This is a genomic window from Halomonas sp. SpR1 (assembly GCF_031010175.1).
Taxonomy (GTDB): domain Bacteria; phylum Pseudomonadota; class Gammaproteobacteria; order Pseudomonadales; family Halomonadaceae; genus Vreelandella.
In genome coordinates, this window is record NZ_JAUAMB010000001.1 from 320,437 (window position 1) to 344,550 (window position 24,114).

A 24,114-nucleotide genomic window follows, 5' to 3' on the forward strand; every position below is an offset into this window, starting at 1 on the left:
CATTAGTTATTAAGGGTATCAAGATAGTCGCTGGCCACTTGGGATGGCGACAGCCCGTTGACGGCGACATCGGCATTGAGCGTTTGAAGAGTGACCAGATCAAGGCTGGAGAAAACGTCATTGAGTAGCGCTTCAATTTCTGGATATGTTTCAAGTACGCTTTCACGCACCACGGGGGCAGGTTGATACACTGGCTGCACCCCCTTCGTGTCTTCCAATACCACCAGTCCCAGCGCGGCCAAGCCACCGTCTGTGCCATACGTCATGGCGCCATTAACACCACTGGTCTGTTGGGCAGCTGCACGCATGGTAGCGGCGGTATTGCCTCCTGAAAGCACCAACAGTTGATCATCACTTAACTCAAAACCGTAAGCTTCCTGAAACGCAGGGAGTGCTTGCTCAGACTCGACGAACTCAGCGCTGGCGGCGAACTTGAACTTACCGCCATCGGCCAAATAGACGGCGAGATCTTCTAGACTCACCAGCTCATTCTCCTCGGCGAGATCTTCGCGGACGCTCATTGCCCAGGTGTTATTGGCACTAGCAGGCTGTAGCCATATCAAGCCTTGCTGCGCATCACGCTCGCGCACGGTTTCATAAGCTTGATCAGCATTATTCCATACTGGGCTGTCGGTCATATCGAAAAAGAACGCGCCATTACCGGTGTATTCTGGGTAAAGGTCAATTTCGCCGGCTTCTAACGCGGTGCGTACGACGCTGGTGCCACCCAGCTGCAGTCGATTTTCAGTGGCGATATCGTTCCGTTCCAAGGTTTGAATAATCAACTCACCCAATACTGATCCCTCCGTGTCGATTTTGGATGAGACCACGACGGGATCATTGGCACTGGCTTGAGAAAATGCCGCAACGGATAGGGCGCAAGCAGTGATCAGGGACTTGGCGGTAAAAGCATTCGCTGAAAAGCGCATCTTGGTGTTCCTTTTGAAGTAGGCTTTTTAACACTGAGGCTCTTAACCAGTATAAGAGCCTTCAGCTTTTACACTATAAGAGCCATCAGCTTTTTCACTATAAAAGCCTTCAGCGTTTACGTCATAGCCTTCAACGTTTAGGGAGCCTCAAACACCCAAGACGTACCTTCCCGGGAATCTTTAAGAATAACCCCTAGGTTGGCGAGTTCATCACGAATCGCATCAGCCTGAGCGAAGTCTCTGTTTGCTTTGGCCTCAATACGCTGAGCGATTTTCGCTTCGATCTCCCCCTCACTTAGCGGCATACTCTGCTGCTGGGTGCCTTTTAAGAACGTTTGGGGCGCTTGCTGAAGTAGCCCCAAAATAGCGCCTAGCTGCTTCAACTCACCTGCGAGCTTGACCGCTTCATCAGGCTGCTCTTGCTTGGCTCGATTGACCTCCCGAGCCAGCTCAAACATCACCGCCAAGGCTTCGGGGGTATTGAAGTCATCGTCCATTACCTGGGTAAAGCGCTCACGGTAGGCCGACACGTCACCGCTTGCATCACCATTTGAATCGCCCTGCTCAAGTCCTTCCAGCGCTGTGTACAAACGTGTAAGCGATTTGCGCGCTTCGGTCAGTGAATCGACCGAGTAGTTGATGGGGCTACGGTAGTGGCTGGCGACCAGCAGAAAACGCACCACTTCCGGGTCGTGTTCGGCCAGCACGTCGCGGATGGTAAAGAAGTTGCCCAAAGACTTGGACATCTTCTCCTGGTTCACCCGCACTGCCCCGGCGTGCATCCAGGTATTGACGTAGGTTTTGCCCGTGGCCGCCTCTGATTGAGCAATCTCGTTTTCATGGTGCGGAAAGGTTAAATCCGGCCCACCACCATGAATATCGAAGGTATCGCCCAGGCAGCAGGTCGACATTGCCGAGCACTCGATGTGCCAGCCCGGACGACCGTTGCCCCAGGGTGACGCCCAGTGCGCCTCCCCTGGCTTGGCGGCTTTCCAGAGCACGAAGTCGAGGGGATCTTCTTTATGAACATCCACATCAACCCGGCTGCCTGCACGCATATCGTCGAGCTGGCGATTATTGAGCTTGCCGTAATCGGCAAATTTACGCACCCGGTAGTAAACGTCGCCGTTATCTGCCGCGTAAGCAAAGCCTTTCTCAACCAGGGTTTCAATCATCGCCACAATATCGTCGATGTGGCCCGTGGCACGGGGTTCATGACTGGGCGGCAAAACAAACAGGCGCTGCTCGTCTTCGTGCATGGCGTCAATCATGCGCTCCGTCAGCGCAGTGATACTTTCGCCATTCTCGTCGGCACGCTTGAGGATCTTGTCATCGATATCGGTAATGTTGCGCACATAGTTAACGTCGTAGCCGCGCTCACGCAGGTAGCGGGTGATCACGTCAAAGGCAACCATAACCCGGGCGTGGCCCAGGTGGCAGTAGTCATACACCGTCATGCCGCAAACATACATGCTTACTTTTCCCGCCACTAATGGGGTGAACGGTTCTTTGCGACGCGTCAGCGTATTATAAATATGCATATGACGTTTTCCTTAACCCTTCTGTTTGATTTTCGCCCAGCTATCTTTTAAGCCTACGGTACGGTTAAACACCAAATGCTCTGGCGTTGACTCATGCCGATCCGCACAGAAGTAGCCGACACGCTCGAACTGAAAGCGCGACTCCGGCGTCGCCTCGGCAAGGCTAGGCTCGCCAATGGCTTGGCAAATGACCAAAGACTCCGGATTCAGGTGCTCCAGAAAATCAACGTCTTTATCGCGATCAGGCTGTTCAACAGTGAACAGGTTGTCGTAAAGACGCACTTCCATCGGCACGCCGTGGCTAGCGCTAACCCAATGAATGACGCCTTTGACCTTGCGCCCTTCGGGGTTTTTGCCTAGCGTATCGAAATCCACCGAACAGTGCAGCTCGGTGATCTCTCCGGCGGCGTCTTTAATCACCTCGTCACAGCGAATCACGTAGCTGTTGCGCAAGCGCACTTCTTTACCTGGCGCCAGGCGGAAGAACTTTTTGGGCGCGTCTTCCATAAAGTCGTCTTGATCGATATACAGCTCGCGGTTAAACGGCACTTTGCGCACCGTCATGTCCTCGCGGGCGGGGTGACCTGGGACTTCATATACCTCTTGGTGATCTTCAGCCACGTTGGTGAGCACGACTTTCAGCGGCTTTAGCACACACATCGCGCGGGGCGCGTTGTCTTCCAAGTCCGAGCGAATGGCGTGGGTCAGCATGGCGATATCCACCAGTCCACCGTCGGCGCGGGTAACCCCAATCATCTCGCAAAACTTACGGATAGATGCTGGCGTGTAGCCACGGCGACGCATGCCGGAAATGGTCGGCATACGCGGATCATCCCAACCATCGACGATTTGCTCGTCAACCAGCAGCTTCAGTTTACGCTTGGAGGTCAGGGTGTAATCGAGATTCAGCCGTGCGAACTCAATTTGACGCGGTTTTGAGGGTACCGGCAGATTATTCAAGAACCACTCGTACAAGGGACGGTGATCTTCGAATTCTAGCGTGCAGATTGAGTGGGTAATCCCCTCAATGGCGTCCGACTGACCGTGGGTAAAGTCGTAAGAGGGGTAAATTTTCCACTTATCGCCGGTTTGGTGATGGCTGGCGTGACGAATGCGATAAATAATCGGGTCGCGTAAATTGATATTGGGTGATGCCATATCAATCTTGGCGCGCACAACCTTTTCACTTTCGCCAAACTCGCCTTCACGCATACGCTCCAGCAAATCCAGATTCTCTTCGACGCTTCGCTCACGGTAGGGGCTCGGTTTACCCGGCGCTGTCAGGGTGCCGCGATACTCACGAATTTCATCCGGCGAGAGATCATCGACATACGCTTTGCCTTCACGCATTAAGTGCTGCGCCCAGGCGTAAAGCTGATCGAAGTAGTCGGAGGCAAAACGCACCGGGCCTGCCCATTCAAAGCCTAGCCAGCTGACGTCTTCTTTGATCGCATCGATGTAGGCCTGCTCTTCTTTGGCAGGGTTGGTGTCGTCAAAACGTAGATGACACTCGCCACCCATCTGCTCCGCCAACCCGAAATTTAGACAGATCGACTTTGCATGGCCGATATGCAGGAAGCCATTGGGCTCCGGGGGGAAGCGCGTCACGATTTTAGTGACCTGGCCGCCCTCGATTTCGTCGCGTACTTGGTTACGAATGAAGTTCGGCGCTGGGGTGGTCTCGTTGGTCATGATGGTGTTGATAACCTCGTGGTGAATGGCGTGCTGAGCCGTGAAAACATGCTATGAAAACGTAGGATACGCCTGTAGCCCTTCGCGGTGCAGGGCAAAACCGCTATTATAACGTGACGCCGATGCACAGCGCCAAGGCGAATGCCTTTATTGAACAGGAATTTATCTATGATCGTATTACAGACGAACCATGGTGACATCACCATCGCTCTTAACCACGAAAAAGCGCCGATTAGCGCGGCAAATTTTGAGCAGTACGTGCGCGACGGATTTTATGACGGCACCCTGTTTCACCGAGTCATTGACGGTTTTATGGTGCAAGGGGGCGGTTTCGATAAAGAGTTTAATCAAAAACCCACCCGCGACCCTATCGACAACGAAGCCGACAACGGCTTGAAAAACACCATTGGCACCCTGGCCATGGCACGCACCCAGGATCCTCACTCGGCGACTGCCCAGTTTTTTATCAATGTGGGCGATAACAGTTTTCTGGATCACAGCGGTAAAAGCCTGCAAGGCTGGGGCTACGCGGTATTTGGCGAAGTCGTTGACGGCATGGATGTGGTCAACGAAATTAAAAACGTAGCAACGACCCGCCGCGGCATGCATGCCGACGTCCCCGCGGAAGATGTCATTATCGAGCGTGCGTACGTCAAGGACGCGGAATAACACAGGGAGCCTTATGCGCACACTGCTTGTTGCCGACCTTCATCTGAGTAGCGATACCCCCGAGATCAACCAGGGGTTTTACCGCTACTTGGAGCATACCGCTCCAGGAGCCGACGCGCTGTATATTCTTGGTGATCTTTTCGATGCCTGGATTGGCGATGATCTACTCGACGCCAATACACACCCGCTTTGCGGCGTAGCCCAGGAGGTGATCAAGCGTTTACGCAAGCTTAGCAGCGATGGCACCGCTGTGTACTTAATGCATGGCAACCGTGATTTTTTGCTCGGCGAGCGCTTTGTTAATGCCTGTCAGGCGTTTCTACTCCCGGAAATTGAGGAAGTGGAAATTCAGGGCGTCCCCGTTGTGCTGCTCCATGGGGACAGTATGTGTACTCGGGATGAAGCCTATATGGCTTTCCGCCAACAGTCGCGCAACCCTGAATGGCAGTCACAAATGCTTGCGCTACCTTTGGAGCAGCGCGTAGCACTTGCCCAGAGTTTGCGCGCGCAATCGGGTGAAGCCAATGCTAATAAGGCTGAAGCGATCATGGATGTTACTCACCAGGAGGTCATCCATGTCATGGAGCGCCACGGAGTAACCACCATGATTCACGGTCACACCCACCGCCCCCACGTCCATGACTTAACGGTAGAAGATGTGCCGGCCAAACGTTATGTGCTAGGCGACTGGGATGCTCAGCATGGCTGGGATATTATTATCGAGCGCAGCGACCACACGGTGCCACGATTGCGTCAGTTTTCCTTAACACAACTGCCTGACGGCTAAGTACACTTTAAGCATCAACCCTTTAAGCATTAAAAAAGCCGATCGTGAGATCGGCTTTTTTGTCTTGCTGTTGCCTAACTCGCACTTAAGCGATTCTACCGCTCTATATCCGCATCGCTGCGCAAGTCATCAATTAATCCCTGCAACACCGATTGAGCGCGCAACTGCTCGGCCATTTGGGCAACAAACGCCTCCATCTGCTCATCGACCTCACCGACGCTTACGCTATCCAGAGCAACAACAGCGACACCTTGTGGTAGCTCAACCGTACGATAGACGCTCTCGCCCTCTTCTGGGCGTGGTATACGGAAAGCTTCCTGAATAATCAGCTGAGGCACAGTGGTATCGGCTTGACGGCTTACGCTGTTAGCTTCGAGCCAGTCAACATCCACCTGCTGATTTTCGCGCAGATTGGTGACCAGCGCCTGCGCTTGTTCACGCAGCGCCTGTTGCTGCTGCTCAGCGGCTACCGCAACTTCAACCTCTTCGCGCACTTCATCAAGTGGCAGCAACGTCGCATCGCGCTGCTCGGCAACGCGAAGAACCAAGCGCCGATCCTGATCCAACTCGATCACTTCACTGTTGTAGCCCTCTTCAAGCACATCGCTGCTAAACGCCGCTGACATCACGCCAGGCTCAGATAGCACACCTTCCGCCTCATCATCACGGGCGAGCCAATCGCTCTCCTGCAGAGTCAGATCAAGATCATCGGCAACGCTCTGCAGGTCATCGGCTGCGAAGCTCTCATCAATCAGCTGCTGTACGCGCTGATTAAACTCATCATCAACATCACGTAGCGCGACTTCACGTGCCAACTCTTCGCGCTGCTGCTCAAAGGTGGGGCCCTGAATATCCGTCACCTGAATGATATGGAAGGCGTTATCCAGCTCAACCGGCTGGGAAACATCACCCTCTTCGAGGCCAAAAGCCGCTTCATCAAAGCTGTCGCCGAAGAAACCACGGCTGATCACGCCCAGATCGCCACCCTCTTCTGCACTGGCCGTGTCGTCCGAGTAGCGTAAGGCGGTATCTGCAAACGACTCACCATTGTCCAGTGCTTCACGAGCGGTCTCAGCCAATTGCTGCGCTTCATCGCGGGTGCGCTCATTACCAAAGGTAATCATAATGTGGGATACGCGGCGATCAGCATCACGGTTTTTTTCACGCCATGCGTCACGCAGCACCTCTTCGTCTACGTCACGCGTCTCCGCCATGGCTTGGCGGTCAATTAACACGTACTCAAGGCGTACCTGTTCGGGCCGCTCATAGCGCTCTTGATTGGCATCGTAATACGCTTGGAGCTCCTCATCGCTAACGTCGATATTGGCGTTCAGATCGTCACCATCCAGCACCACGTAGCGGAAACTGCGCTGCTGGCGCTGTAATTCGGCCAGACGCTCTTGCTCGTTCGGCAAGCTAAAATCACTGAAGGCTAAGCCTTGCTGTAAATGCTGCCGCTGAATATCGACACGTAACTCTTCACGGAATGCAATCGGCGTATAGCCCGCACTGGCGAGACGATTTCGGAACACCTCTGCGGAGAAGCGACCATCCTGATCGTGAAATTCCGGCAGGCTGACAATTAACTGATCTAATTGCTGTTCAGAAACGGCAAAACCGCCCTCCTCAGCATACTGGGACAGTAGCTTCTGAGTGATCAACTGATCGAGCATATCGCGGCGCAGAGCGCGCTCTTGCTCCGGCGGCACTTGACCAGAACGTAGCGCGCGCTGAACTTCCAGCTCAAGCTGTTGGCGCATAATCGGCTGACCGTTGACGCTCGCGACTTCGTTTGGATCATCGCCAAAAAGCCCAAACAGTGACTCAATCCCGAAAAGTGCCATGGCCGCGACCATAACACCGATAATAATTTTGGCACCCCAGCTCCTGGAGCCATCTCGAATACTTTGCAGCATGCTAGCCTCAGATAGTCACAGCCAAACAGGTCGGCCCGCTAACCCGTCATAAATAGTGGGCCAGAAAATAACATGGGCGCATCGCCAATGCGATGCGCCCATTAGGTTACAGCAAACGCGGTCAAATTAGTTGACGGCGTCTTTCAGCGCCTTACCTGCTTTGAAGCTGGGTACTTTGGCTGCGCTGATCTGGATTGGCTCACCCGTTTGTGGGTTGCGGCCAGTACGAGCAGCACGCTCTTTGATCGCGAAGGTACCAAAACCTACCAGAGATACGCTTTCGCCTTTTTTAAGGCTATCGGTGACAGACTCCACCATGGCATCCAATGCGCGGGTTGCCGCTGCTTTGGGAATATCTGCAGACGCGGCAATGGCTTCAATCAGCTCGGACTTATTCACTCTTCACCCCTTGACTGTTTCAAAAAATGGCTCTGAACGGCATGGTCACCGATGGATACGACGATCAAAGCATAGCTGCGTTTTATAGCAATGCCTTGAAACATCTGTCAAGCAACCATGCCGCGAGATACCCGCCACACGAGTGGCGAGCAAATATTAAGTAAAATTAAAGACCAGAGAGGACTTTAACAGCTTAATGGGTACTAGCAACAACGGTATTACTAAACGATGCTTCGGTACTTTTCAATGGCGCACCGTCTTCTACCTTATCTGCTAGCGCTACGGCTAAGACATCATCTATCCAGCGTACCGGACGAATATCCAATGCACCTTTGATATTGTCAGGTACTTCCTTGAGATCACGACGGTTTTCTTCAGGAATTAGCACTGTCTTTATACCACCGCGGCGGGCTGCCAGCAATTTCTCCTTCAATCCGCCAATCGGCAATACTTCTCCGCGCAGATTGACTTCGCCGGTCATGGCCACATCACAGCGTACCGCACGCTGGGTATAGGCAGAAACGATCGCCGTTACCATGGCAATACCCGCACTGGGGCCATCTTTCGGTGTTGCCCCTTCCGGCACGTGAATATGCAGATCTTCTTTTTCGAACCGATCGGGGTCAATGCCATAAGCTTCAGCCCTGGCACGCACCACTGTTTGGGCGGCACTCACCGACTCTTTCATCACATCGCCAAGTGAACCGGTCTTGTTAATTCGCCCCTTACCTGGCGTCACCACGGACTCTATGCTGAGCAGTTCACCCCCCACCGATGTCCAGGCAAGCCCTGTTACTCGGCCGATCTGGTCGTCCTGCTCCGCTAAGCCGTAACTGTAGCGACGAACGCCCGCGTAGTGCTCAATTTGCTCTGCCGTTAAGCTCTGCCCCGCTTGTTTGGCTTGGGGGTCACGCTCTGCCTCAATCCGTTCACGCAATACCTTGCGCGACACCTTGGCAATCTGTCGCTCTAACTCACGCACACCCGCTTCTCGTGTGTAGTAGCGAATAAGCTCTAAAAGTGCGCTATCTTCCAGCGTTAACTCATCGCCTTTTAAACCGTTCGCGGCTAATTGCTTAGGCAATAAGTAGCGTTTAGCGATCGCCAGCTTCTCATCTTCGGTGTAACCCGGCAGACGAATAATCTCCATGCGGTCAAGCAGTGCACTGGGAATATTCATCGAGTTAGCAGTACAGATGAAGAGCGTCTCGGAGAGATCGTAGTCGAGCTCCAGGTAGTGATCGCTAAAGCTGTTGTTCTGCTCCGGATCAAGCACTTCGAGCAGCGCAGAAGCCGGATCACCGCGGTGATCCATACCTAGCTTGTCGACCTCGTCCAGCAGGAACAATGGGTTTTTTACCCCGGCCCGGCTCATCCGCTGCATCAGTTTACCCGGCAACGAGCCGATATAGGTGCGCCGATGGCCGCGAATTTCCGACTCATCGCGGACACCACCCAGCGCCAAACGCACGTACTTGCGATTGGTGGCACGGGCGATGGACTGGCCAAGCGAGGTCTTACCCACCCCTGGCGGCCCCACGAGACACAGCACCGGGCCTTTCATCTTGCGTACGCGCTTCTGTACGGCAAGGTACTCCAGGATGCGTGCTTTGACCTCCTCCAGGCCGTAGTGATCCTCATCCAGCACCTGTTGTGCTTTGACGAGATCATGTTTGACGCGGGTGCGCTTTTTCCATGGAACTGCAACTAACCAATCCAGGTAAGAGCGCACCACGGTCGCTTCGGCGGAGTTTGAGGCCATCATTTTGAGCTTATTGAGCTCTTGCGTGGCTTTCTCAGATGCCTCCTTCGGCATACCGGATTCTTTAATCGCCAGCTCGTACTTTTCAGCCTCATTGGGCACGTTATCCAGCTCACCCATCTCTTTCTGGATGGCTTTCATTTGCTCATTGAGATAGTACTCGCGCTGGGTCTTCTCCATCTGCTCTTTGACCCGTGAGCGGATGCGCTTCTCTACTTGCAGCAGGTCGATCTCAGACTCGATCAGCGCCATCAAATGCTCAATACGATCGCGCACGCGATCCATCTCAAGCAGCTCTTGTTTGTCGCCAATTTTAAGCGACAGATGGGCACAGATAGTGTCCACCAAGCGGCTTGGATCCTCTATCCCCGACAGCGAATTAAGCACTTCGTTAGGGACTTTCTTGGAAAGCTTGACGTACTGTTCGAACTGATTGAGCAACACGCGAACCAGCGCTTCCTGCTCACGACTGGTAAGCGGTTCGCTCTCACGGGGTGTTAAGTGCGCCTGAGTGTAGCCTGCCGCATTCTCTTCGACATTCAGTACATCCGCTCGAAAATTACCTTCAATAAGCACTTTGACCGTGCCATCGGGCAACTTGAGCAGTTGCATGATATCGGCCACGGTGCCCATCGCGTAAAGATCCGCGTTGTCAGGCTCATCTTGAGACGCTTCACGCTGAGCCACCAGTAGCACACGTTTATCAGCCTCCATCGCCGCTTCAAGCGCCTGGATAGACTTTTCACGACCTACAAAGAGAGGGATAACCATTTGCGGATAAACAACCACATCGCGCAATGGCAAAAGGGGTAGACATTGTGTCTGTTCGGCGTTCTGCTGCATCGCAGACGTTCCTCGACAAATCGGATGAGTACTTAAAAGAGTACTTGGAAAAGTACTACACTTTTCAACATGCTATCGTTTAAAGCGTTAGCACTGAATAGGCTAGACAGTAACACTTCACGGATTAGGCTTTATAGCGCTCTATAATAGCGCTCTATAATAACAAGGGGTCGCCTAGGCGACCCCTTGGTTTAGCGCAAGCGGGTTGAAGCTGGGCCGCGATACTCGACTAACCACTAACCATCAGTGCCGTCGACACGTGCTTCTTCTTGCTGAGAGTAGATCAACAGTGGCTCGCTCTCACCAGCAATCACCGAGGCATCGATGACGACTTTGCTGACGCCTTCAAGCGACGGAATTTCATACATGGTATCCAGCAATACTGACTCTAAAATAGAGCGCAGACCGCGGGCCCCCGTTTTACGTTCCATGGCTTTCTCAGCCACCGCACGTAACGCTTCATCTCTAAACTCTAGCGTTACATCTTCCATTTCAAACAATTTAGCGTACTGCTTGACCAGCGAGTTCTTGGGCTCCGTCAGAATCTGCACCAGAGCGTCTTCTGTCAGTTCCATCAGTGTCGCGATGATCGGCAAACGACCCACGAACTCTGGAATCAAACCAAATTTAACCAGGTCATCAGGCTCGACGTCGGCCAGCAGCTCACCCACCCCACGGGAGGACTCCTTGCTTTTCACTGCTGCATTGAAGCCGATCCCGCCCTTTTCAGCGCGGTCACGAATAACCTTGTCCAGCCCCGCAAACGCACCGCCGACGATAAACAGAATATTGCCCGTATTAACCTGAACAAACTCCTGCTGGGGGTGTTTGCGTCCGCCTTGAGGCGGCACAGACGCTGTCGTTCCTTCAATAAGCTTCAGCAATGCCTGCTGTACGCCTTCACCCGACACATCGCGAGTGATCGAAGGGTTATCCGATTTGCGTGAAATCTTGTCGATTTCATCAATATAAACAATGCCGCGCTCGGCTTTTTCGACGTCGTAATCGCACTTCTGCAACAGCTTCTGGATGATGTTTTCAACATCTTCACCGACATAGCCGGCTTCCGTCAGCGTGGTTGCATCCGCAATGGTAAAAGGTACATTCAGTAGCCGTGCCATGGTTTCCGCTAGCAGCGTTTTACCGCTACCGGTGGGACCAATTAGCAGAATGTTTGATTTACCTAGTTCTACGTCGCCGTCGCGTACATCGGTTTTCAGACGCTTGTAGTGGTTATACACCGCTACGGAAAGCACCATTTTGGCGCGATCCTGTCCGATAACGTAATCATCTAGTGTGTGACGTATTTCGCGAGGCGTAGGTAAACGCTCCTCATCGCTCTCGGCATCGGCTTCGAGAACTTCCTCGCGAATGATGTCATTACATAAGTCGACACACTCATCGCAGATATAAACGGACGGGCCCGCAATCAGCTTACGTACTTCGTTTTGGTTCTTACCACAAAACGAGCAGTAGAGCAGCTTGCCCCCTTCGTCCTTGCCTTTGCCGTCGGCCATTCGTATACCTCTGTCACTGCGGCGGCTTTCACCGCCGGAAAAGCTCGTTAGAAAAGCAGAATCCTATCACGCTATCAGGATGTAGGCCGCTTATCCAGTACTGCATCAATCAAACCATACTCTTTGGCTGTATTGGCGCTCATGAAATTATCCCGATCGGTATCACGCGAAACGGTTTCAATATCCTGGCCCGTGTGATGGGCAAGAATTTGATTCAGTTTTTCACGAATACCGAGAATTTCACGGGTATGAATTTCGATATCAGACGCTTGGCCCTGGTAACCACCTAGCGGCTGATGAATCATCACCCGCGAGTTAGGCAGACAGTAGCGTTTACCAGCAGCACCAGCTGTCAATAACAGCGCGCCCATGCTGGCCGCCTGACCAATACATACCGTAGAGACATCTGGCTTCACAAACTGCATCGTGTCGTAAATCGACATACCCGCGGTAACAGAGCCACCTGGCGAGTTGATATACAGGTGAATATCTTTATCGGGATTTTCCGATTCCAGGAACAGCAACTGGGCGACAACCAGATTAGCCATGTAGTCTTCTACAGGGCCTACCAAAAAGATCACGCGCTCTTTTAACAGGCGTGAGTAGATGTCGTAGGCCCTTTCCCCTTTGGCGCTCTGCTCAACCACCATGGGCACTAGACCGCCGGCGTTTTGAATATCAAACTCACTCATTCAGGTGATTCCTTGCGTCCGGGAAGGGAAAGGCGCACCGACATACAGGTGCGCCACGTTCCAAGGTGTTAGGCGCTCGCTTGCTCGCCCTCTTCGGCACCCTCATCTTGCTCTGCCTGCTGTTGCGCAGCGGCAAGGGCTTGTTGGTAAGACATCTCAACGTCTTTAATGTTCGTTTGCTCAAGCAGCTTAGCCACCGCCTTCTCTTCAAGAATGGCAGATTTTACCTGGGTTTTCAGCTGCTCATTACCCATGTAGTAGCTAACCACTTCATCAGGGTCTTGGTACTGCTCGGCCAGCTCGGTTACCTTGGCTTTGATAGCGTCATCGTCAGCATCAAGTTCGTTAGCCTTGATCACTTCAGCCAGCAGCAAGCCAACCTGAACGCGGCCTTTGGCCTGCTCTTCGAACAGCTCGTTGGGTAACTGACTAACATCAAAGTCTTCGCCCAGGCCAAACTGCTGGGCCGCCTGGCGCTTCATGCCATCTGTCTCTTGCTGAACGAGAGCGCTAGGCACAGGAATTTCGTTAACCTTTTTCAGCGCATCAAGTACTTGCTGCTTAACCCGGTTATCGACGGCTTGCGACGCTTCACGGGTCATGTTCTTTTTGATTTCAGCGCGGAATTTTTCCTGGTCACCGCCTTCTACGCCAAAGCGCTCGATAAACTCAGCATCAACCTCGGGCAGTTCCTGGCTGCTGACCTTGTGCACTGTTACCTTGAAGGTAGCGTCTTTACCGGCCAAATGCTCGGCCTGGTAATCTGCAGGGAAGGTGACATTAAGAGTCTTCTCTTCACCCGCTTTGGCGCCAATCAGTTGCTCTTCAAAACCGGGAATGAAGCTATTGGAGCCAATGACTAGGGTGTGACCTTCGGCGCTACCGCCTTCAAACGGCTCATCACCGATATACCCCTGGAAGTCAATAGTAACTTGGTCACCGTCGGCGGCCGCAGCGTCCACTTCTTCCCAGGCGGCGTTTTGCTTACGCAGCGTATCGATCATTTCGTCGACATCGGCATCGCTGACGGAAACCACCGGGCGCTCAATCTCTGTGCCTTCGATTGAAGCCAGCTCGACCTGCGGGTAGATCTCCATGACCGCAACGAATTCTAAATCTTTACCCGACTCATTGACCGATGGCTCAATTTGCGGGAAGCCAGCCGGGTTCAGGCCTTCTTCGGTAATAGCGCGCACGTAACGCTCGCGCATCACTTCGCTGACTACTTCATTACGTACGTCTTGGCCGTAGCGCTGCTGGACTACTGCCATTGGCACCCGGCCCTGGCGAAAACCATTCAAGCGAACATTCTTCGCGGTGTCTTTCAAGCGAGCGCTAACGGCCTCGTCGATTTCGGCAGCCGGCACCTGAATGGTAATGCGGCGTTCGATCTGGGAGGTCGTCTCGACAGAAACTTGCATGAATTGTCCTCTAACGGCTGGGCGTTGTGTTGATTGCGTGTAATTGTGCTGATTGCGTCTAAAAAGATCAAAGGGGCAATTTTAAGAACCCCAACGCATGGTGGCAAGCGCCATGCTCGCAACATGGGGGCAGTGATTATAAAAACAAGGCAATAAGCGAGCAATTAACCGTTTTAGGGTGTGTTTGGCTTCATTATTGCCCCTCACACTGCATAACTGTTGCCATTCTACTGCTTTGTACGCCTTGCAGCGACTTTTTCAATCGCTGCAGAAAAAGCGCTAGCTAGCTTGACGCTCACCTGACCACCATAGGCTTAGCGCATGAAGCAGCACCCCAAGGGTTGCTCCATGGGAGATAAACACCTGCCAGCTAATCCAGTCCGTAAATAGTGCGTGCCAACCGCCCATTACTGCCATTCCTAGCAGCAGCATGGCAACTAACCGTTTGCACAGTTGCGGCAGCCGCCTACGTGCCTCCACGGCCAATAAGCGCCATTGCACAACAGTCGCCAAGGAGACCAATACTAAAGCGAAGATGATCAGCGTTTGGCGGGTTTCATGCCCGCCCGCCATGTAGCGAGGCAGGGTCGCCAGCATAACGATACATAAGCCCAGCGCGACGCTAATGCGCTCAGGCGAGGTAGGCGCTCGCTGCATCGTTCAGGCTACCTCTAATTGCTGGGCAATGATCCACTCTTCCACCCAGGGAACAGCAGCATCGTCAGCCATAAAGGTTTCCATGGCATCAATCTCTAGGCGCTCGCCTAATCGGGTCGCACCATGATCCGCCAGCAGCTCGTCAAGCGCCCTGCCTGCGCCACAAAACGTATCGCCATAGGAGCTATCACCCAGGGCGATGAGACCGTAACGAAGCGACGTAAGCGCGGGGCTTTGATCGCGCAAATTGCGCACAAAGGGCACGAAACTGCCAGGAAAATCGCCACTGCCCGTGGTCGATACACAAAACAGCACCAAATCAGCATCGCCACCAACGATATCATCGACACTAGGCTGTTCCAGAATCGCCACAGCGTAACCGGCCTGCTCAAATAGGGGCTTCACCTGCTCTGCCACGTCTAAGGCACCGCCATACATGGTGCCCACCAAAATATTCAGCTTCGGCATCGTCACTCCCCTGTCAAAGTGTCACAGTGCCAACTGTCAAGTCGACAAATACCCGATGAATTTGCTCAAATATTAACATGGCTGGTTAGAATGAGACACATCACCCGTACCGGATGACTTACACGCAGCACACAGGAGTGGCTATGCAGCAAACCTTCGAGACTTGGATCACCCCGCTAATGATTGGCGGCCTGATCTTATTTATGTGTTTTATTATTTGGGACTTGGCCAAAAAATCGAACGCAGGCAAATTTGGCACCATCATGCTGTTTGTCGTACTGGGCGCAGGCATGCTGGGTTATGTCATTAAAGTGGTGATTACCTGGCTGATTGAAAGCGGTGGCATTTAAGGGGCACTAGGCAACCAACCCCACCAAGACGCTCGGATCATAAAAAGAAAAAGGAGCGCCAGAAGGCACTCCTTTTAAAAGACATAAGTCTCAATAGGCATCGACTCTGGCGGCCATGAGCGCAGCCAAGCTGCCTGGGATTGGATAACCCCCATAGCCTCAAAAAACTACTCACCGCCTACATAGTGCTCAACCTGCTGTTTGAGCTTCTGACCTGGACGAAACGTCACGACTCGCCGAGCAGAAATAGGGATTTCCTCACCGGTTTTAGGATTACGTCCTGGTCGCTCGCGCTTATCACGCAGATCAAAGTTACCAAAACCCGACAGCTTTACCTGCTCGTTCTCACGCAGACAGGCTCGAATCTCTTCAAAAAAAGCTTCGACCATGGCCTTCGCTTCTCGCTTGGACAGGGCTAGCTCAGCATGCAAATGTTCAGCCAGCTCTGCTTTGGTCAACGCACCCATAAGGCTTCTCCTTATCCTTGCAGCAAACATAGCAACAAACGCTCTGTATCAAATACACAGTAGCAAACGCATTGCCAAGAACGTGATAAGCATCGTGACGTGGCCCAGGTACTAATTCTAGCTACTTACTTAGCCGCGCAGCTCCGCATCCAGCTTGACACGCACTTGTGTCACAATTGAATCAACCAACTGATTGATTTCTTCGTCGTTTAGCGTGCGCGATGGATGCTGCCAGGTCAAGCCCAATGCGATACTCTTGTGCCCTTCGGCTACGCCTTTACCCGCATAGACATCGAATAGTTTGATATCTTGCAGATACTCCCCCGCTTGTTGCTTGGCACAATCCAGCAGCGCCTGCACAGGAGTAGCCTCTTTGAGTATAAACGCCAAATCACGGCGCACCTCAGGAAAACGCGAAAGCGGCTCAAAAGCGGGAATCCGTCCTTGGCTGAGCACATCCAGGCGCACTTCAAACAGCACGGCATCCATTTTTAAGCCAAGCATCGCGCGCACCTGCGGGTGCAGGGTGCCAATCCAGCCAGCGGGCTTTCCGCAATGCAGTAGCTGGGCACTCTGGCCGGGGTGCAGCGCCGGGTGCTCAGCAGGCTCAAAGCGCCATGCATCGGCGTCCCCGCCCAAGGCTAGGAGACTTTCTAAATCGCCTTTTAGATCATAGAAATCTACCCGATCTTTCGCATCACTCCAGCCCTCGGCCTCACGGGAACCGCATACCAAAGCGCCGAGCATCGGTACTTGTGACAACGCATCCAACTCTCCGTTAAAGACCAACCCGGTCTCAAACAGCCGCACGCGGGTTTGCTGGCGGTTAAGGTTGTACTCCATGGCACGCACCAAACCGGGAAACAGGCTCGCGCGCATCACCGACAGGTCAGCAGAGATAGGGTTAGCCAGCACAGGGCTTACCGCATCAGGCAGCATGGTCGCTTGCAGCTCGGGAGCCACGAAACTGTAGGTAACCGCCTCCTGAAAACCTCGCGCCACCATCTGACGGCGCAGCCGTGCCTGGGTGAGCGTTGCTTCATCCGCGGAGCGCAGCGCCAAGCGTGCCGCGGGGCGACGCACCGGCAAATTATTGTAGCCGTGGATACGCGCGACTTCTTCAATCAGGTCTTCTTCGATGGCCAGGTCAAAACGCCAGCTTGGCGCAGTCACCGCCCAACCGGCATCCTGTACGCTGACATCAAGCCCTAGACGTTGCAGAATATCGGTCACATCATCACTATCCAGGGCCTTGGAAAGCGCCTTTTCCAAACGCGCACTGCGTAACAGAATCGCGCGCTCTGCAGGCATATGCTCAGCACTTTGAGCCTCAACAACAGGGCCAGCCTGACCACCGCAGATCTCAATCAAAAGCTGTGTGGCACGCTCGACGGCGACTGGCGTCAACTGCGGATCAACACCACGCTCAAAGCGATGCGATGCATCGGTATGCAGCCCGTAGGATCGCGCTTGCCCCGCAATGGCAAGTGGTGTGAAGAAAGCCGATTCCAGGAAAATAGTCTGAGTATTCTGATTAACGCCGGAGTTTTCCCCCCCCATCACCCCTGCCATGGCTAGCGGGCCGGAATGATCGGCAATCACCAGTGTTTCAGGACGCAGCTCCACTTCATTTCCGTCCAGCAGCGTCAGCTTCTCGCCTGGCTTGGCCATGCGCACAACCATGCCGCCTTGCAGGTTGTCACGATCAAAGGCGTGCATCGGCTGGCCTAATTCCAGCATGACGTAGTTGGTAATATCCACCACCGGGTCAATAGAGCGCACACCACTACGGCGCAACCGTTCGACCATCCACAGTGGCGTTTCAGCCTTAACATTAACGCCTTTGATTACGCGGCCAATATAGCGAGGGCACTGCTCCGAGGCCTCAATGCTAACCGCAAAGCTATCGTCAACCTCAGCCGCCACCGGTGCTATTGCCGGCCCACTAACCGGCAAGCGGTTAAGTACGCCGACTTCACGCGCCATCCCTTTAATACTTAGGCAATCGCCACGATTAGGCGTCAGGTCGACCTCAATGGTCATGTCATTAAGGTGCATGAACTCTCGGAAATCGACACCCACTGGCGCTGAAGCCGACAGCACCAGAATGCCCGGCGACGTCTCCTCTTCAAGCCCCAGCTCGGAGGCAGAACAGATCATCCCCCGCGATTCAACGCCGCGCAGTTTGGCTTTTTTGATCTTGAAGTCACCCGGCAGCACGCCGCCTACCTGGGCAAAGGGAACTTTCTGGCCAACGTCCACATTGGGCGCCCCGCAGACAACCTGCACAGGCTCGCCACTGCCGTCATCCACGCTGCACACATTGAGCTTATCTGCGTCAGGGTGCTTCTCTTTGCTCAGCACCTCAGCCACCACCACGCCGCTGAAGGGCGCAGCGACCGCTTCAACAGCGTCGACCTCCAAGCCCGCCATGGTGATTTGGTCGGCCATTGCCTGGGTTTCAAGCTGCGGCGATACCCACTCACGCAGCCATTGTTCTGAAAATTTCATGGTTGATCCTGTATTCGGCGGCGGTCTTAAGCGAATTGACGTAAAAAGCGCAGATCATTTTCAAAGAACAGGCGTAAATCATTCACGCCGTAGCGCAGCATTGCCAAACGCTCAGCCCCCATTCCGAAGGCAAATCCGGTATAGCGCTCGGTATCAATGCCCGAGTGGCGGAAGACTTCAGGATGCACCATGCCACAGCCCATCACTTCCAACCAGCCGCTATGGGAACAGACACGGCAGCCTGCCCCACTACACATCACACACTGAATATCCACTTCGGCGGAGGGTTCAGTGAACGGAAAGTAGGAGGGACGGAAACGCACCGAAAGATCGTCGCGCTCAAAAAATGCCTGAAGAAAATCTTCGATTGTCCCTTTAAGGTCAGCAAAACTAACCCCTTCATCCACCAACAAACCCTCCACTTGATGGAACATCGGCGTGTGGGTCAAATCGGAGTCGCTTCGATAGACGCGCCCTGGACAAACGATACGAATGGGCGGCTCGCTGCTTTTCATAGTGCGCACTTGCACCGGCGAGGTGTGAGTACGCAGCAAACGTGTGGCGTCAAAATAGAAGGTATCGGCCATGCCACGCGCAGGATGGTGTGCGGGAATATTGAGGGCTTCAAAATTGTGATAGTCGTCTTCAATTTCAGGCCCTACCGCCACGTCATAACCAATACGTGTAAACAGGCCCTCTATACGTTCGAGAGTACGCGTCACAGGATGCAACCCACCACTGGCCTGGCCACGCCCCGGCAAGGTGACATCGATACTTTCAGCGGCCAAGCGGGCATTCAGCGCAGCGCTTTCAAGTTGCTCGCGCTTAGCATCAATTTCGTCCGCCAGCGTTTGCTTGGCTTGGTTAATACGCTCGCCTGCCGCCGGGCGCTCTTCGGCTGACAGCTTACCCAGGCCTTTCAGTAAGGCAGTTACCTCACCTTTTTTACCTAAGTAGCGTACTCGTAACTCGTCTAGTGCGGCGACACTCTGCGCAGCCTGAATGGCGTCGCGCGCCTCAGAGACCAGAGTAGGAAGGTGATCCATCCGTTTCACTCCGAATTAAGCGGTGTCCATCGGTAAAGATGGCGTGGCACGTTGAAGGTGACAAAAAAACAGGGGAAGAGCGGCTGCTCTTCCCCTGGATGGGTCACTCTGAAATGACCTCAGGCACGTAACACGGGCAAACGCCCCGTGCATACTACCTTATTGGGCAGCCTTGGCTTTTTCCACGATGGCGGCAAATGCAGCCTTCTCGTGAACTGCCAAATCGGCCAATACTTTACGGTCGATTTCGATACCGGCTTTCTTAAGGCCACCTACAAAGCGGCTGTAAGACATACCGTTGACGCGCGCACCGGCGTTAATACGCTGGATCCAAAGCGCGCGGAACTGGCGCTTACGGTTGCGACGGTCACGGTAAGCGTACTGACCGGCTTTAATAACGGCTTGCTTGGCAACGCGGAAAACGCGCGAACGGGCACCGTAGTAACCTTTGGCAAGCTTCAATACTTTTTTATGGCGACGACGCGCTACTACGCCACGTTTAACTCGAGTCATAACACACTCCTGACTTTAAGGCTGAGGCAAAAAAATTGTGCGCTCAGAAAAACGAAATCCCGACTTACAGATTCGGCAGCATACGCTGGATAAGCGCTTTGTCGGACGCGTGGATCTGCTTCATTCCACGCAGCTGACGCTTACGCTTGGTCGACTTCTTGGTCAAGATGTGGCTACGAAAAGACTGCTTGTGCTTAAAGCCATTAGCCGTCTTCTTAAAGCGCTTGGCAGCGCCACTGTTGCTTTTGATTTTCGGCATGAGGAAAACTCCGCTCGATATTTTTTAGAAAACCCAGGGCCGACCACCGGTTTAACGGTAGCCCGTTGACATCGCCGTTGGATCACTTCTTCTTCGGGGCAATAATCATGATCATTTGGCGGCCTTCCATTTTCGGAAAAGCCTCTACCACTCCGATCTCTTCCAGGTCTGCCGCGATCCTTTCCATCAGCTTGCGGCCGATGTCCTGATGCGCCATTTCACGACCACGGAAGCGCAGTGTGACTTTGCCCTTGTCACCACCTTCCAGAAAGCGCGTCAGGTTTTTAAGCTTGACCTGATAATCGCCTTCATCGGTGCCAGGACGGAATTTAACTTCCTTAACCTGGATTTGCTTCTGCTTCTTCTTTTGAGCCGCTTTCTGCTTCTTGGTCTCAAAAACGAACTTGCCGTAATCCATAATCTTACAGACGATGGGGTCGGCATTCGAAATTTGTACGAGATCTAAGCTTTCAGATTCAGCACGCTCTAGCGCTTCGGTGGTGGGCACGACACCCAACTGCTCACCGTCGCTACCTATTAGACGCACTTCTTCTTCGACAATTCGCTCGTTCATTGGTGGGCGTTTGTCTGCTGGACGCCCGCGCTGGTTGCTTCTCTTGATCGTTCCGTCTCCTTAGGCAATTGACGATGTCGCCAGGGCTGCTCTCTCGGCAGTATGGCGTTCAATGAATTCATCGACCGTCATTGTACCGAGGTTTTCGCCGCTGCGTGTTCGCACGGCCACTGAGTCAGCTTCGACTTCCTTATCTCCCACCACAAGGAGATAGGGAACTTTCTGTAACGTATGCTCACGGATTTTAAAGCCGATCTTCTCGTTCCTCAAGTCCGCTTTAACACGCAAACCACTTTTTTGCAGGCGATTCTCTAATTCAAGCGCATATTCACGCTGTGAATCGGTGATAGTCATGACAACCGCCTGCTGAGGCGCCAACCATAATGGCATAGCGCCAGCATAATGTTCAATCAAGATGCCAATGAAGCGCTCCATGGAGCCAACAATAGCACGATGCAGCATCACCGGCGACTTACGTTGCCCCTCTTCAGTGACATATTGGGCTCCAAGGCGCTCTGGCATCATAAAATCGACCTGCATAGTACCAACCTGCCATTCGCGACCCAGGCAATCTTTCATGTGGTACTCGATCTTGGGGCCATAGAACGCACCTTCGCCAGGAAGTTCCTGCCATTCAACGCCACAGCTTTTTAATGCACTGCGCAACGCATCTTCTGCACGATCCCAAACCTCATCACTGCCAATGCGTTTTTCTGGGCGAAGAGCAATTTTAATAGCAATATCGTCAAAGCCGAAATCGCTATACACCTTCAGCGCCTGGCGATGAAAATCAGTTACTTCAGGCTCAACTTGGGCTTCTGTACAAAAAACATGGCCATCATCCTGGGTAAATGCCCGCACACGCATGATGCCGTGCAAAGCACCTGATGGCTCGTTACGGTGGCAACCACCGAACTCACCAAAACGAACAGGCAGTTCACGGTAGCTGCGCAAGCCGGAATTAAACACCTGAACGTGCCCTGGGCAGTTCATCGGTTTAAGGGCATACTCACGCTTTTCAGACTCAGTAAAGAACATGCCGTCCGCGTAGTTATCCCAGTGCCCTGATTTCTTCCAAAGCGATACGTCCATAATCTGGGGACAGCGTATTTCTTGATAGCCACCCTCTTTGTAGACGCCGCGCATATATTGTTCGATCTGTTGCCATAGCGCCCAGCCATTTGGGTGCCAGAATATCATTCCCGGCGCCTCTTCCTGCATGTGAAAGAGATCCAGACGACGAGCCAGCTTACGATGATCGCGCTTCTCTGCTTCTTCAAGACGCTTTACATAAGCTTTAAGCTGTTTTTTATCGCCCCATGCAGTGCCATAGATACGCGTTAGCATGGTGTTAGCCGCGTCACCACGCCAATAGGCGCCTGCCAGCTTGGTAAGTTTGAAGGCCTTTAAGTGGCGGGTATTCGGCACGTGCGGCCCGCGGCACATGTCAACATACTCTTCATGATGATAAAGCCGGATTGTCGCGTCATCGGGGATATCGCGCACTATCTCCTGCTTATAAGGTTCATCACGATGCAAAAAAGTTAGCATTGCCTGGTCGCGATCAACATACTCGCGCACCACATCGTACTCGCGCTCTATCAGTGACTGCATACGCGCTTCAATGGCTTCCAGGTCTTCGGGTGTAACCGATTGACCAAACTCAATATCGTAGTAGAAACCATCTTCGATAACCGGGCCGATGGCCATTTTAGCCTCGGGGTACATCTGCTTAACCGCATGACCGACGAGGTGGGCGCAGGAGTGACGGATAATCTCCAGGCCTTCAGGGTCACGTGCGGTGATGATAGCCACTTCCGCATCTTGCTCAATCAGGTCAGCGGCATCCACCAACACGCCATCGATTTTCCCAGCAACACAGGCCTTAACCAAACCAGGGCCAATGGATTCTGCAAGCTGCATAATGGTCAGCGGTGCTTCAAACGTTCTTTGGCTGCCGTCGGGCAGAGTAACAATAGGCATTCAGATTCCTTGAGCGCAGTGGTGATCCATACCAAGGATCACATTTCGCTATCAATGGTCTTGGGGAGGTGCAAAACTAAAACAGCGGCAAGATTAGCAGAATTGCTGACTGCTTAAAATAAAAACGGGAGGCATAAGCCTCCCGTTTCTTTATCCGTGAATTGCAGCTAGCCTTTTATAAACCAATCAGCAAAACCCGGGTGATAAGTGAACTTAGTTCCACTCATCCAGTTCAACACGACGGTTCTGGAAACGACCTTCTTCAGTCTCATTAGAGGCGATCGGGCGCTCTTCACCGTAACCTACCGCACGCATGCGGTTAGAGGCTACGCCGCGGCTTGCAAGGTAAGACGCAACAGACTGGGCACGCTCTTGTGACAAGTTTTTGTTGTACTCGTCAGAACCGCGTGAATCAGTATGGCCTTCAATGCTTACGCGAACATCAGGGTTGTTCACCAAACGTTCGGCAACGCCGTTCAGCACATTCTGAGCGTTGGGAGTTAACTGAGCAGAGTCAAACTCGAAGTTAACATCCTGTAGAACAACGCTATCCGGGCAACCCAAGGCGTTAACTTCTACGCCAGCAGGGGTATTCGGGCACTGATCGCGGTAGTCCGGCACGCCGTCGTTATCGGAGTCAAGCGGGCAACCATTGGCATTCACTTCAACGCCAGCGGGTGTGCCTGGGCACTGATCACGGTAGTCCGGCACGCCGTCACCGTCAGAATCTAGCGGGCAGCCTTCGGCGTCAACAGCAACACCAGCGGGCACTTCGCCGTAGCTCGGGCACTGGGGTGCAACCGGCTCAGGGGTGCGATCGGCGCATAGCAGTCCGCCGATCGCAGCACCAGCTGCGGCACCAGTAGCAGCGCCGCTCTCTTCATCAGAACTACTGCTGGTGGCGTAGCCAATGCTGCCACCGATCAAACCGCCGGCTAGACCACATACTGCCGGGTGCTGGTACCAGCTACGGTCACTGCTGCTAGCGCTTGCTTGGCCGGAAGACTGTGAGGCCGAGCTGGCACAGCCAGAAAGGCCAACTACCAGTGCAGAACCGATTAGCAAGCCAGTCGTTGATTTTTTCATGCAAGACTCCTTCTTGATCCAATGCTGAAATG

Annotated in this window: 22 protein-coding genes; 3 read left to right on the forward strand and 19 right to left on the reverse strand. The window is 53.3% G+C overall.

Translation table 11 applies throughout. From position 1 onward, the window contains the following. Window positions 1-2 precede the first annotated feature (2 nt). The 3 genes from QT231_RS01560 to QT231_RS01570 form a co-directional block, all read right to left on the reverse strand. The gene (locus QT231_RS01560; protein ID WP_308335189.1) at window positions 3-929 is read right to left on the reverse strand and encodes an ABC transporter substrate-binding protein; all 927 of its coding nucleotides are present in this window, start codon (window positions 927-929) and stop codon (window positions 3-5) included. A 137-nt stretch (window positions 930-1,066) separates the two neighbouring features. Next, complete coding sequence (cysS, locus tag QT231_RS01565; RefSeq protein ID WP_308335190.1) at window positions 1,067-2,470, reverse strand: cysteine--tRNA ligase; 1,404 nt, start codon at window positions 2,468-2,470, stop codon at window positions 1,067-1,069. A 12-nt stretch (window positions 2,471-2,482) separates the two neighbouring features. Continuing rightward, window positions 2,483-4,162, reverse strand: a complete 1,680-nt coding sequence (locus tag QT231_RS01570) for a glutamine--tRNA ligase/YqeY domain fusion protein (protein WP_308335191.1) — start codon at window positions 4,160-4,162, stop codon at window positions 2,483-2,485. A 168-nt stretch (window positions 4,163-4,330) separates the two neighbouring features. Between QT231_RS01570 and QT231_RS01575 the strand changes: the two genes are divergently transcribed. Continuing rightward, on the forward strand, window positions 4,331-4,831 hold the full coding sequence (locus QT231_RS01575) for a peptidylprolyl isomerase (protein ID WP_308335192.1): 501 nt from the start codon (window positions 4,331-4,333) through the stop codon (window positions 4,829-4,831). Window positions 4,832-4,844: 13 nt separating this feature from the next. Beyond that, window positions 4,845-5,618 (forward strand): UDP-2,3-diacylglucosamine diphosphatase, encoded by a 774-nt coding sequence (locus QT231_RS01580; RefSeq protein WP_308335193.1) that lies wholly within the window; start codon window positions 4,845-4,847, stop codon window positions 5,616-5,618. Window positions 5,619-5,713: 95 nt separating this feature from the next. Here the strand turns inward: QT231_RS01580 and QT231_RS01585 are convergent, their stop codons facing one another. The 8 genes from QT231_RS01585 to QT231_RS01620 all read right to left on the reverse strand — a co-directional run bounded on the left by QT231_RS01585 (window position 5,714) and on the right by QT231_RS01620 (window position 15,293). Beyond that, window positions 5,714-7,534, reverse strand: coding sequence for a SurA N-terminal domain-containing protein (locus tag QT231_RS01585; RefSeq protein WP_308335194.1), 1,821 nt, complete (start codon window positions 7,532-7,534; stop codon window positions 5,714-5,716). Between the two features lie 126 nt (window positions 7,535-7,660). Further along, window positions 7,661-7,933, reverse strand: a complete 273-nt coding sequence (locus QT231_RS01590) for an HU family DNA-binding protein (protein ID WP_035579518.1) — start codon at window positions 7,931-7,933, stop codon at window positions 7,661-7,663. A gap of 193 nt (window positions 7,934-8,126) precedes the next feature. Beyond that, window positions 8,127-10,538, reverse strand: coding sequence for an endopeptidase La (gene lon, locus QT231_RS01595; protein ID WP_308335195.1), 2,412 nt, complete (start codon window positions 10,536-10,538; stop codon window positions 8,127-8,129). Between the two features lie 236 nt (window positions 10,539-10,774). Further along, window positions 10,775-12,055, reverse strand: a complete 1,281-nt coding sequence (gene clpX, locus QT231_RS01600) for an ATP-dependent Clp protease ATP-binding subunit ClpX (RefSeq protein ID WP_088700268.1) — start codon at window positions 12,053-12,055, stop codon at window positions 10,775-10,777. Window positions 12,056-12,129: 74 nt separating this feature from the next. Next, window positions 12,130-12,747 carry an ATP-dependent Clp endopeptidase proteolytic subunit ClpP gene (gene clpP, locus QT231_RS01605; RefSeq protein ID WP_308335196.1) on the reverse strand — a complete coding sequence of 206 codons (618 nt, stop codon included), beginning with the start codon at window positions 12,745-12,747 and terminating at the stop codon, window positions 12,130-12,132. A gap of 68 nt (window positions 12,748-12,815) precedes the next feature. Next, window positions 12,816-14,168, reverse strand: coding sequence for a trigger factor (gene tig, locus QT231_RS01610; protein ID WP_308335197.1), 1,353 nt, complete (start codon window positions 14,166-14,168; stop codon window positions 12,816-12,818). A 279-nt stretch (window positions 14,169-14,447) separates the two neighbouring features. After that, a complete protein-coding gene (locus QT231_RS01615) occupies window positions 14,448-14,825 on the reverse strand; it encodes a hypothetical protein (protein WP_308335198.1) in 378 nt (125 codons plus the stop codon). 3 nt (window positions 14,826-14,828) lie between these two features. After that, window positions 14,829-15,293: a flavodoxin gene (locus QT231_RS01620; RefSeq protein WP_308335199.1), complete on the reverse strand. Its 465-nt coding sequence runs from the start codon at window positions 15,291-15,293 to the stop codon at window positions 14,829-14,831. Window positions 15,294-15,436: 143 nt separating this feature from the next. Between QT231_RS01620 and QT231_RS01625 the strand changes: the two genes are divergently transcribed. Continuing rightward, window positions 15,437-15,643, forward strand: a complete 207-nt coding sequence (locus QT231_RS01625; RefSeq protein WP_308335200.1) for a DUF2788 domain-containing protein — start codon at window positions 15,437-15,439, stop codon at window positions 15,641-15,643. 167 nt (window positions 15,644-15,810) lie between these two features. Here the strand turns inward: QT231_RS01625 and QT231_RS01630 are convergent, their stop codons facing one another. From QT231_RS01630 to QT231_RS01665, 8 genes are all read right to left on the reverse strand, one after another. Beyond that, complete coding sequence (locus tag QT231_RS01630; protein ID WP_035579533.1) at window positions 15,811-16,110, reverse strand: integration host factor subunit alpha; 300 nt, start codon at window positions 16,108-16,110, stop codon at window positions 15,811-15,813. Window positions 16,111-16,239: 129 nt separating this feature from the next. Further along, window positions 16,240-18,621 carry a phenylalanine--tRNA ligase subunit beta gene (gene pheT / locus QT231_RS01635; protein WP_308335201.1) on the reverse strand — a complete coding sequence of 794 codons (2,382 nt, stop codon included), beginning with the start codon at window positions 18,619-18,621 and terminating at the stop codon, window positions 16,240-16,242. A gap of 26 nt (window positions 18,622-18,647) precedes the next feature. Continuing rightward, on the reverse strand, window positions 18,648-19,667 hold the full coding sequence (pheS, locus tag QT231_RS01640; RefSeq protein WP_007114343.1) for a phenylalanine--tRNA ligase subunit alpha: 1,020 nt from the start codon (window positions 19,665-19,667) through the stop codon (window positions 18,648-18,650). A gap of 159 nt (window positions 19,668-19,826) precedes the next feature. After that, a complete protein-coding gene (gene rplT / locus QT231_RS01645; protein ID WP_007114344.1) occupies window positions 19,827-20,180 on the reverse strand; it encodes a 50S ribosomal protein L20 in 354 nt (117 codons plus the stop codon). Between the two features lie 64 nt (window positions 20,181-20,244). Continuing rightward, on the reverse strand, window positions 20,245-20,439 hold the full coding sequence (gene rpmI, locus QT231_RS01650; RefSeq protein WP_009724291.1) for a 50S ribosomal protein L35: 195 nt from the start codon (window positions 20,437-20,439) through the stop codon (window positions 20,245-20,247). 82 nt (window positions 20,440-20,521) lie between these two features. Further along, window positions 20,522-21,013, reverse strand: a complete 492-nt coding sequence (infC, locus tag QT231_RS01655; RefSeq protein WP_009287797.1) for a translation initiation factor IF-3 — start codon at window positions 21,011-21,013, stop codon at window positions 20,522-20,524. Window positions 21,014-21,073: 60 nt separating this feature from the next. Further along, window positions 21,074-22,996, reverse strand: coding sequence for a threonine--tRNA ligase (gene thrS, locus QT231_RS01660; protein ID WP_308335202.1), 1,923 nt, complete (start codon window positions 22,994-22,996; stop codon window positions 21,074-21,076). Between the two features lie 213 nt (window positions 22,997-23,209). Next, on the reverse strand, window positions 23,210-24,082 hold the full coding sequence (locus tag QT231_RS01665; RefSeq protein ID WP_308335203.1) for an OmpA family protein: 873 nt from the start codon (window positions 24,080-24,082) through the stop codon (window positions 23,210-23,212). Window positions 24,083-24,114 lie beyond the last annotated feature (32 nt).

Coding starts and splice junctions, on each gene's coding strand:
- QT231_RS01560 (WP_308335189.1), bottom strand. CDS start 929: ATGCGCTTTTCAGCGAATGCTTTTACCGCCAAGTCCCTGATCACTGCT.
- cysS (WP_308335190.1), bottom strand. CDS start 2,470: ATGCATATTTATAATACGCTGACGCGTCGCAAAGAACCGTTCACCCCA.
- QT231_RS01570 (WP_308335191.1), bottom strand. CDS start 4,162: ATGACCAACGAGACCACCCCAGCGCCGAACTTCATTCGTAACCAAGTA.
- QT231_RS01575 (WP_308335192.1), top strand. CDS start 4,331: ATGATCGTATTACAGACGAACCATGGTGACATCACCATCGCTCTTAAC.
- QT231_RS01580 (WP_308335193.1), top strand. CDS start 4,845: ATGCGCACACTGCTTGTTGCCGACCTTCATCTGAGTAGCGATACCCCC.
- QT231_RS01585 (WP_308335194.1), bottom strand. CDS start 7,534: ATGCTGCAAAGTATTCGAGATGGCTCCAGGAGCTGGGGTGCCAAAATT.
- lon (WP_308335195.1), bottom strand. CDS start 10,538: ATGCAGCAGAACGCCGAACAGACACAATGTCTACCCCTTTTGCCATTG.
- clpX (WP_088700268.1), bottom strand. CDS start 12,055: ATGGCCGACGGCAAAGGCAAGGACGAAGGGGGCAAGCTGCTCTACTGC.
- clpP (WP_308335196.1), bottom strand. CDS start 12,747: ATGAGTGAGTTTGATATTCAAAACGCCGGCGGTCTAGTGCCCATGGTG.
- tig (WP_308335197.1), bottom strand. CDS start 14,168: ATGCAAGTTTCTGTCGAGACGACCTCCCAGATCGAACGCCGCATTACC.
- QT231_RS01615 (WP_308335198.1), bottom strand. CDS start 14,825: ATGCAGCGAGCGCCTACCTCGCCTGAGCGCATTAGCGTCGCGCTGGGC.
- QT231_RS01620 (WP_308335199.1), bottom strand. CDS start 15,293: ATGCCGAAGCTGAATATTTTGGTGGGCACCATGTATGGCGGTGCCTTA.
- QT231_RS01625 (WP_308335200.1), top strand. CDS start 15,437: ATGCAGCAAACCTTCGAGACTTGGATCACCCCGCTAATGATTGGCGGC.
- QT231_RS01630 (WP_035579533.1), bottom strand. CDS start 16,110: ATGGGTGCGTTGACCAAAGCAGAGCTGGCTGAACATTTGCATGCTGAG.
- pheT (WP_308335201.1), bottom strand. CDS start 18,621: ATGAAATTTTCAGAACAATGGCTGCGTGAGTGGGTATCGCCGCAGCTT.
- pheS (WP_007114343.1), bottom strand. CDS start 19,667: ATGGATCACCTTCCTACTCTGGTCTCTGAGGCGCGCGACGCCATTCAG.
- rplT (WP_007114344.1), bottom strand. CDS start 20,180: ATGACTCGAGTTAAACGTGGCGTAGTAGCGCGTCGTCGCCATAAAAAA.
- rpmI (WP_009724291.1), bottom strand. CDS start 20,439: ATGCCGAAAATCAAAAGCAACAGTGGCGCTGCCAAGCGCTTTAAGAAG.
- infC (WP_009287797.1), bottom strand. CDS start 21,013: ATGAACGAGCGAATTGTCGAAGAAGAAGTGCGTCTAATAGGTAGCGAC.
- thrS (WP_308335202.1), bottom strand. CDS start 22,996: ATGCCTATTGTTACTCTGCCCGACGGCAGCCAAAGAACGTTTGAAGCA.
- QT231_RS01665 (WP_308335203.1), bottom strand. CDS start 24,082: ATGAAAAAATCAACGACTGGCTTGCTAATCGGTTCTGCACTGGTAGTT.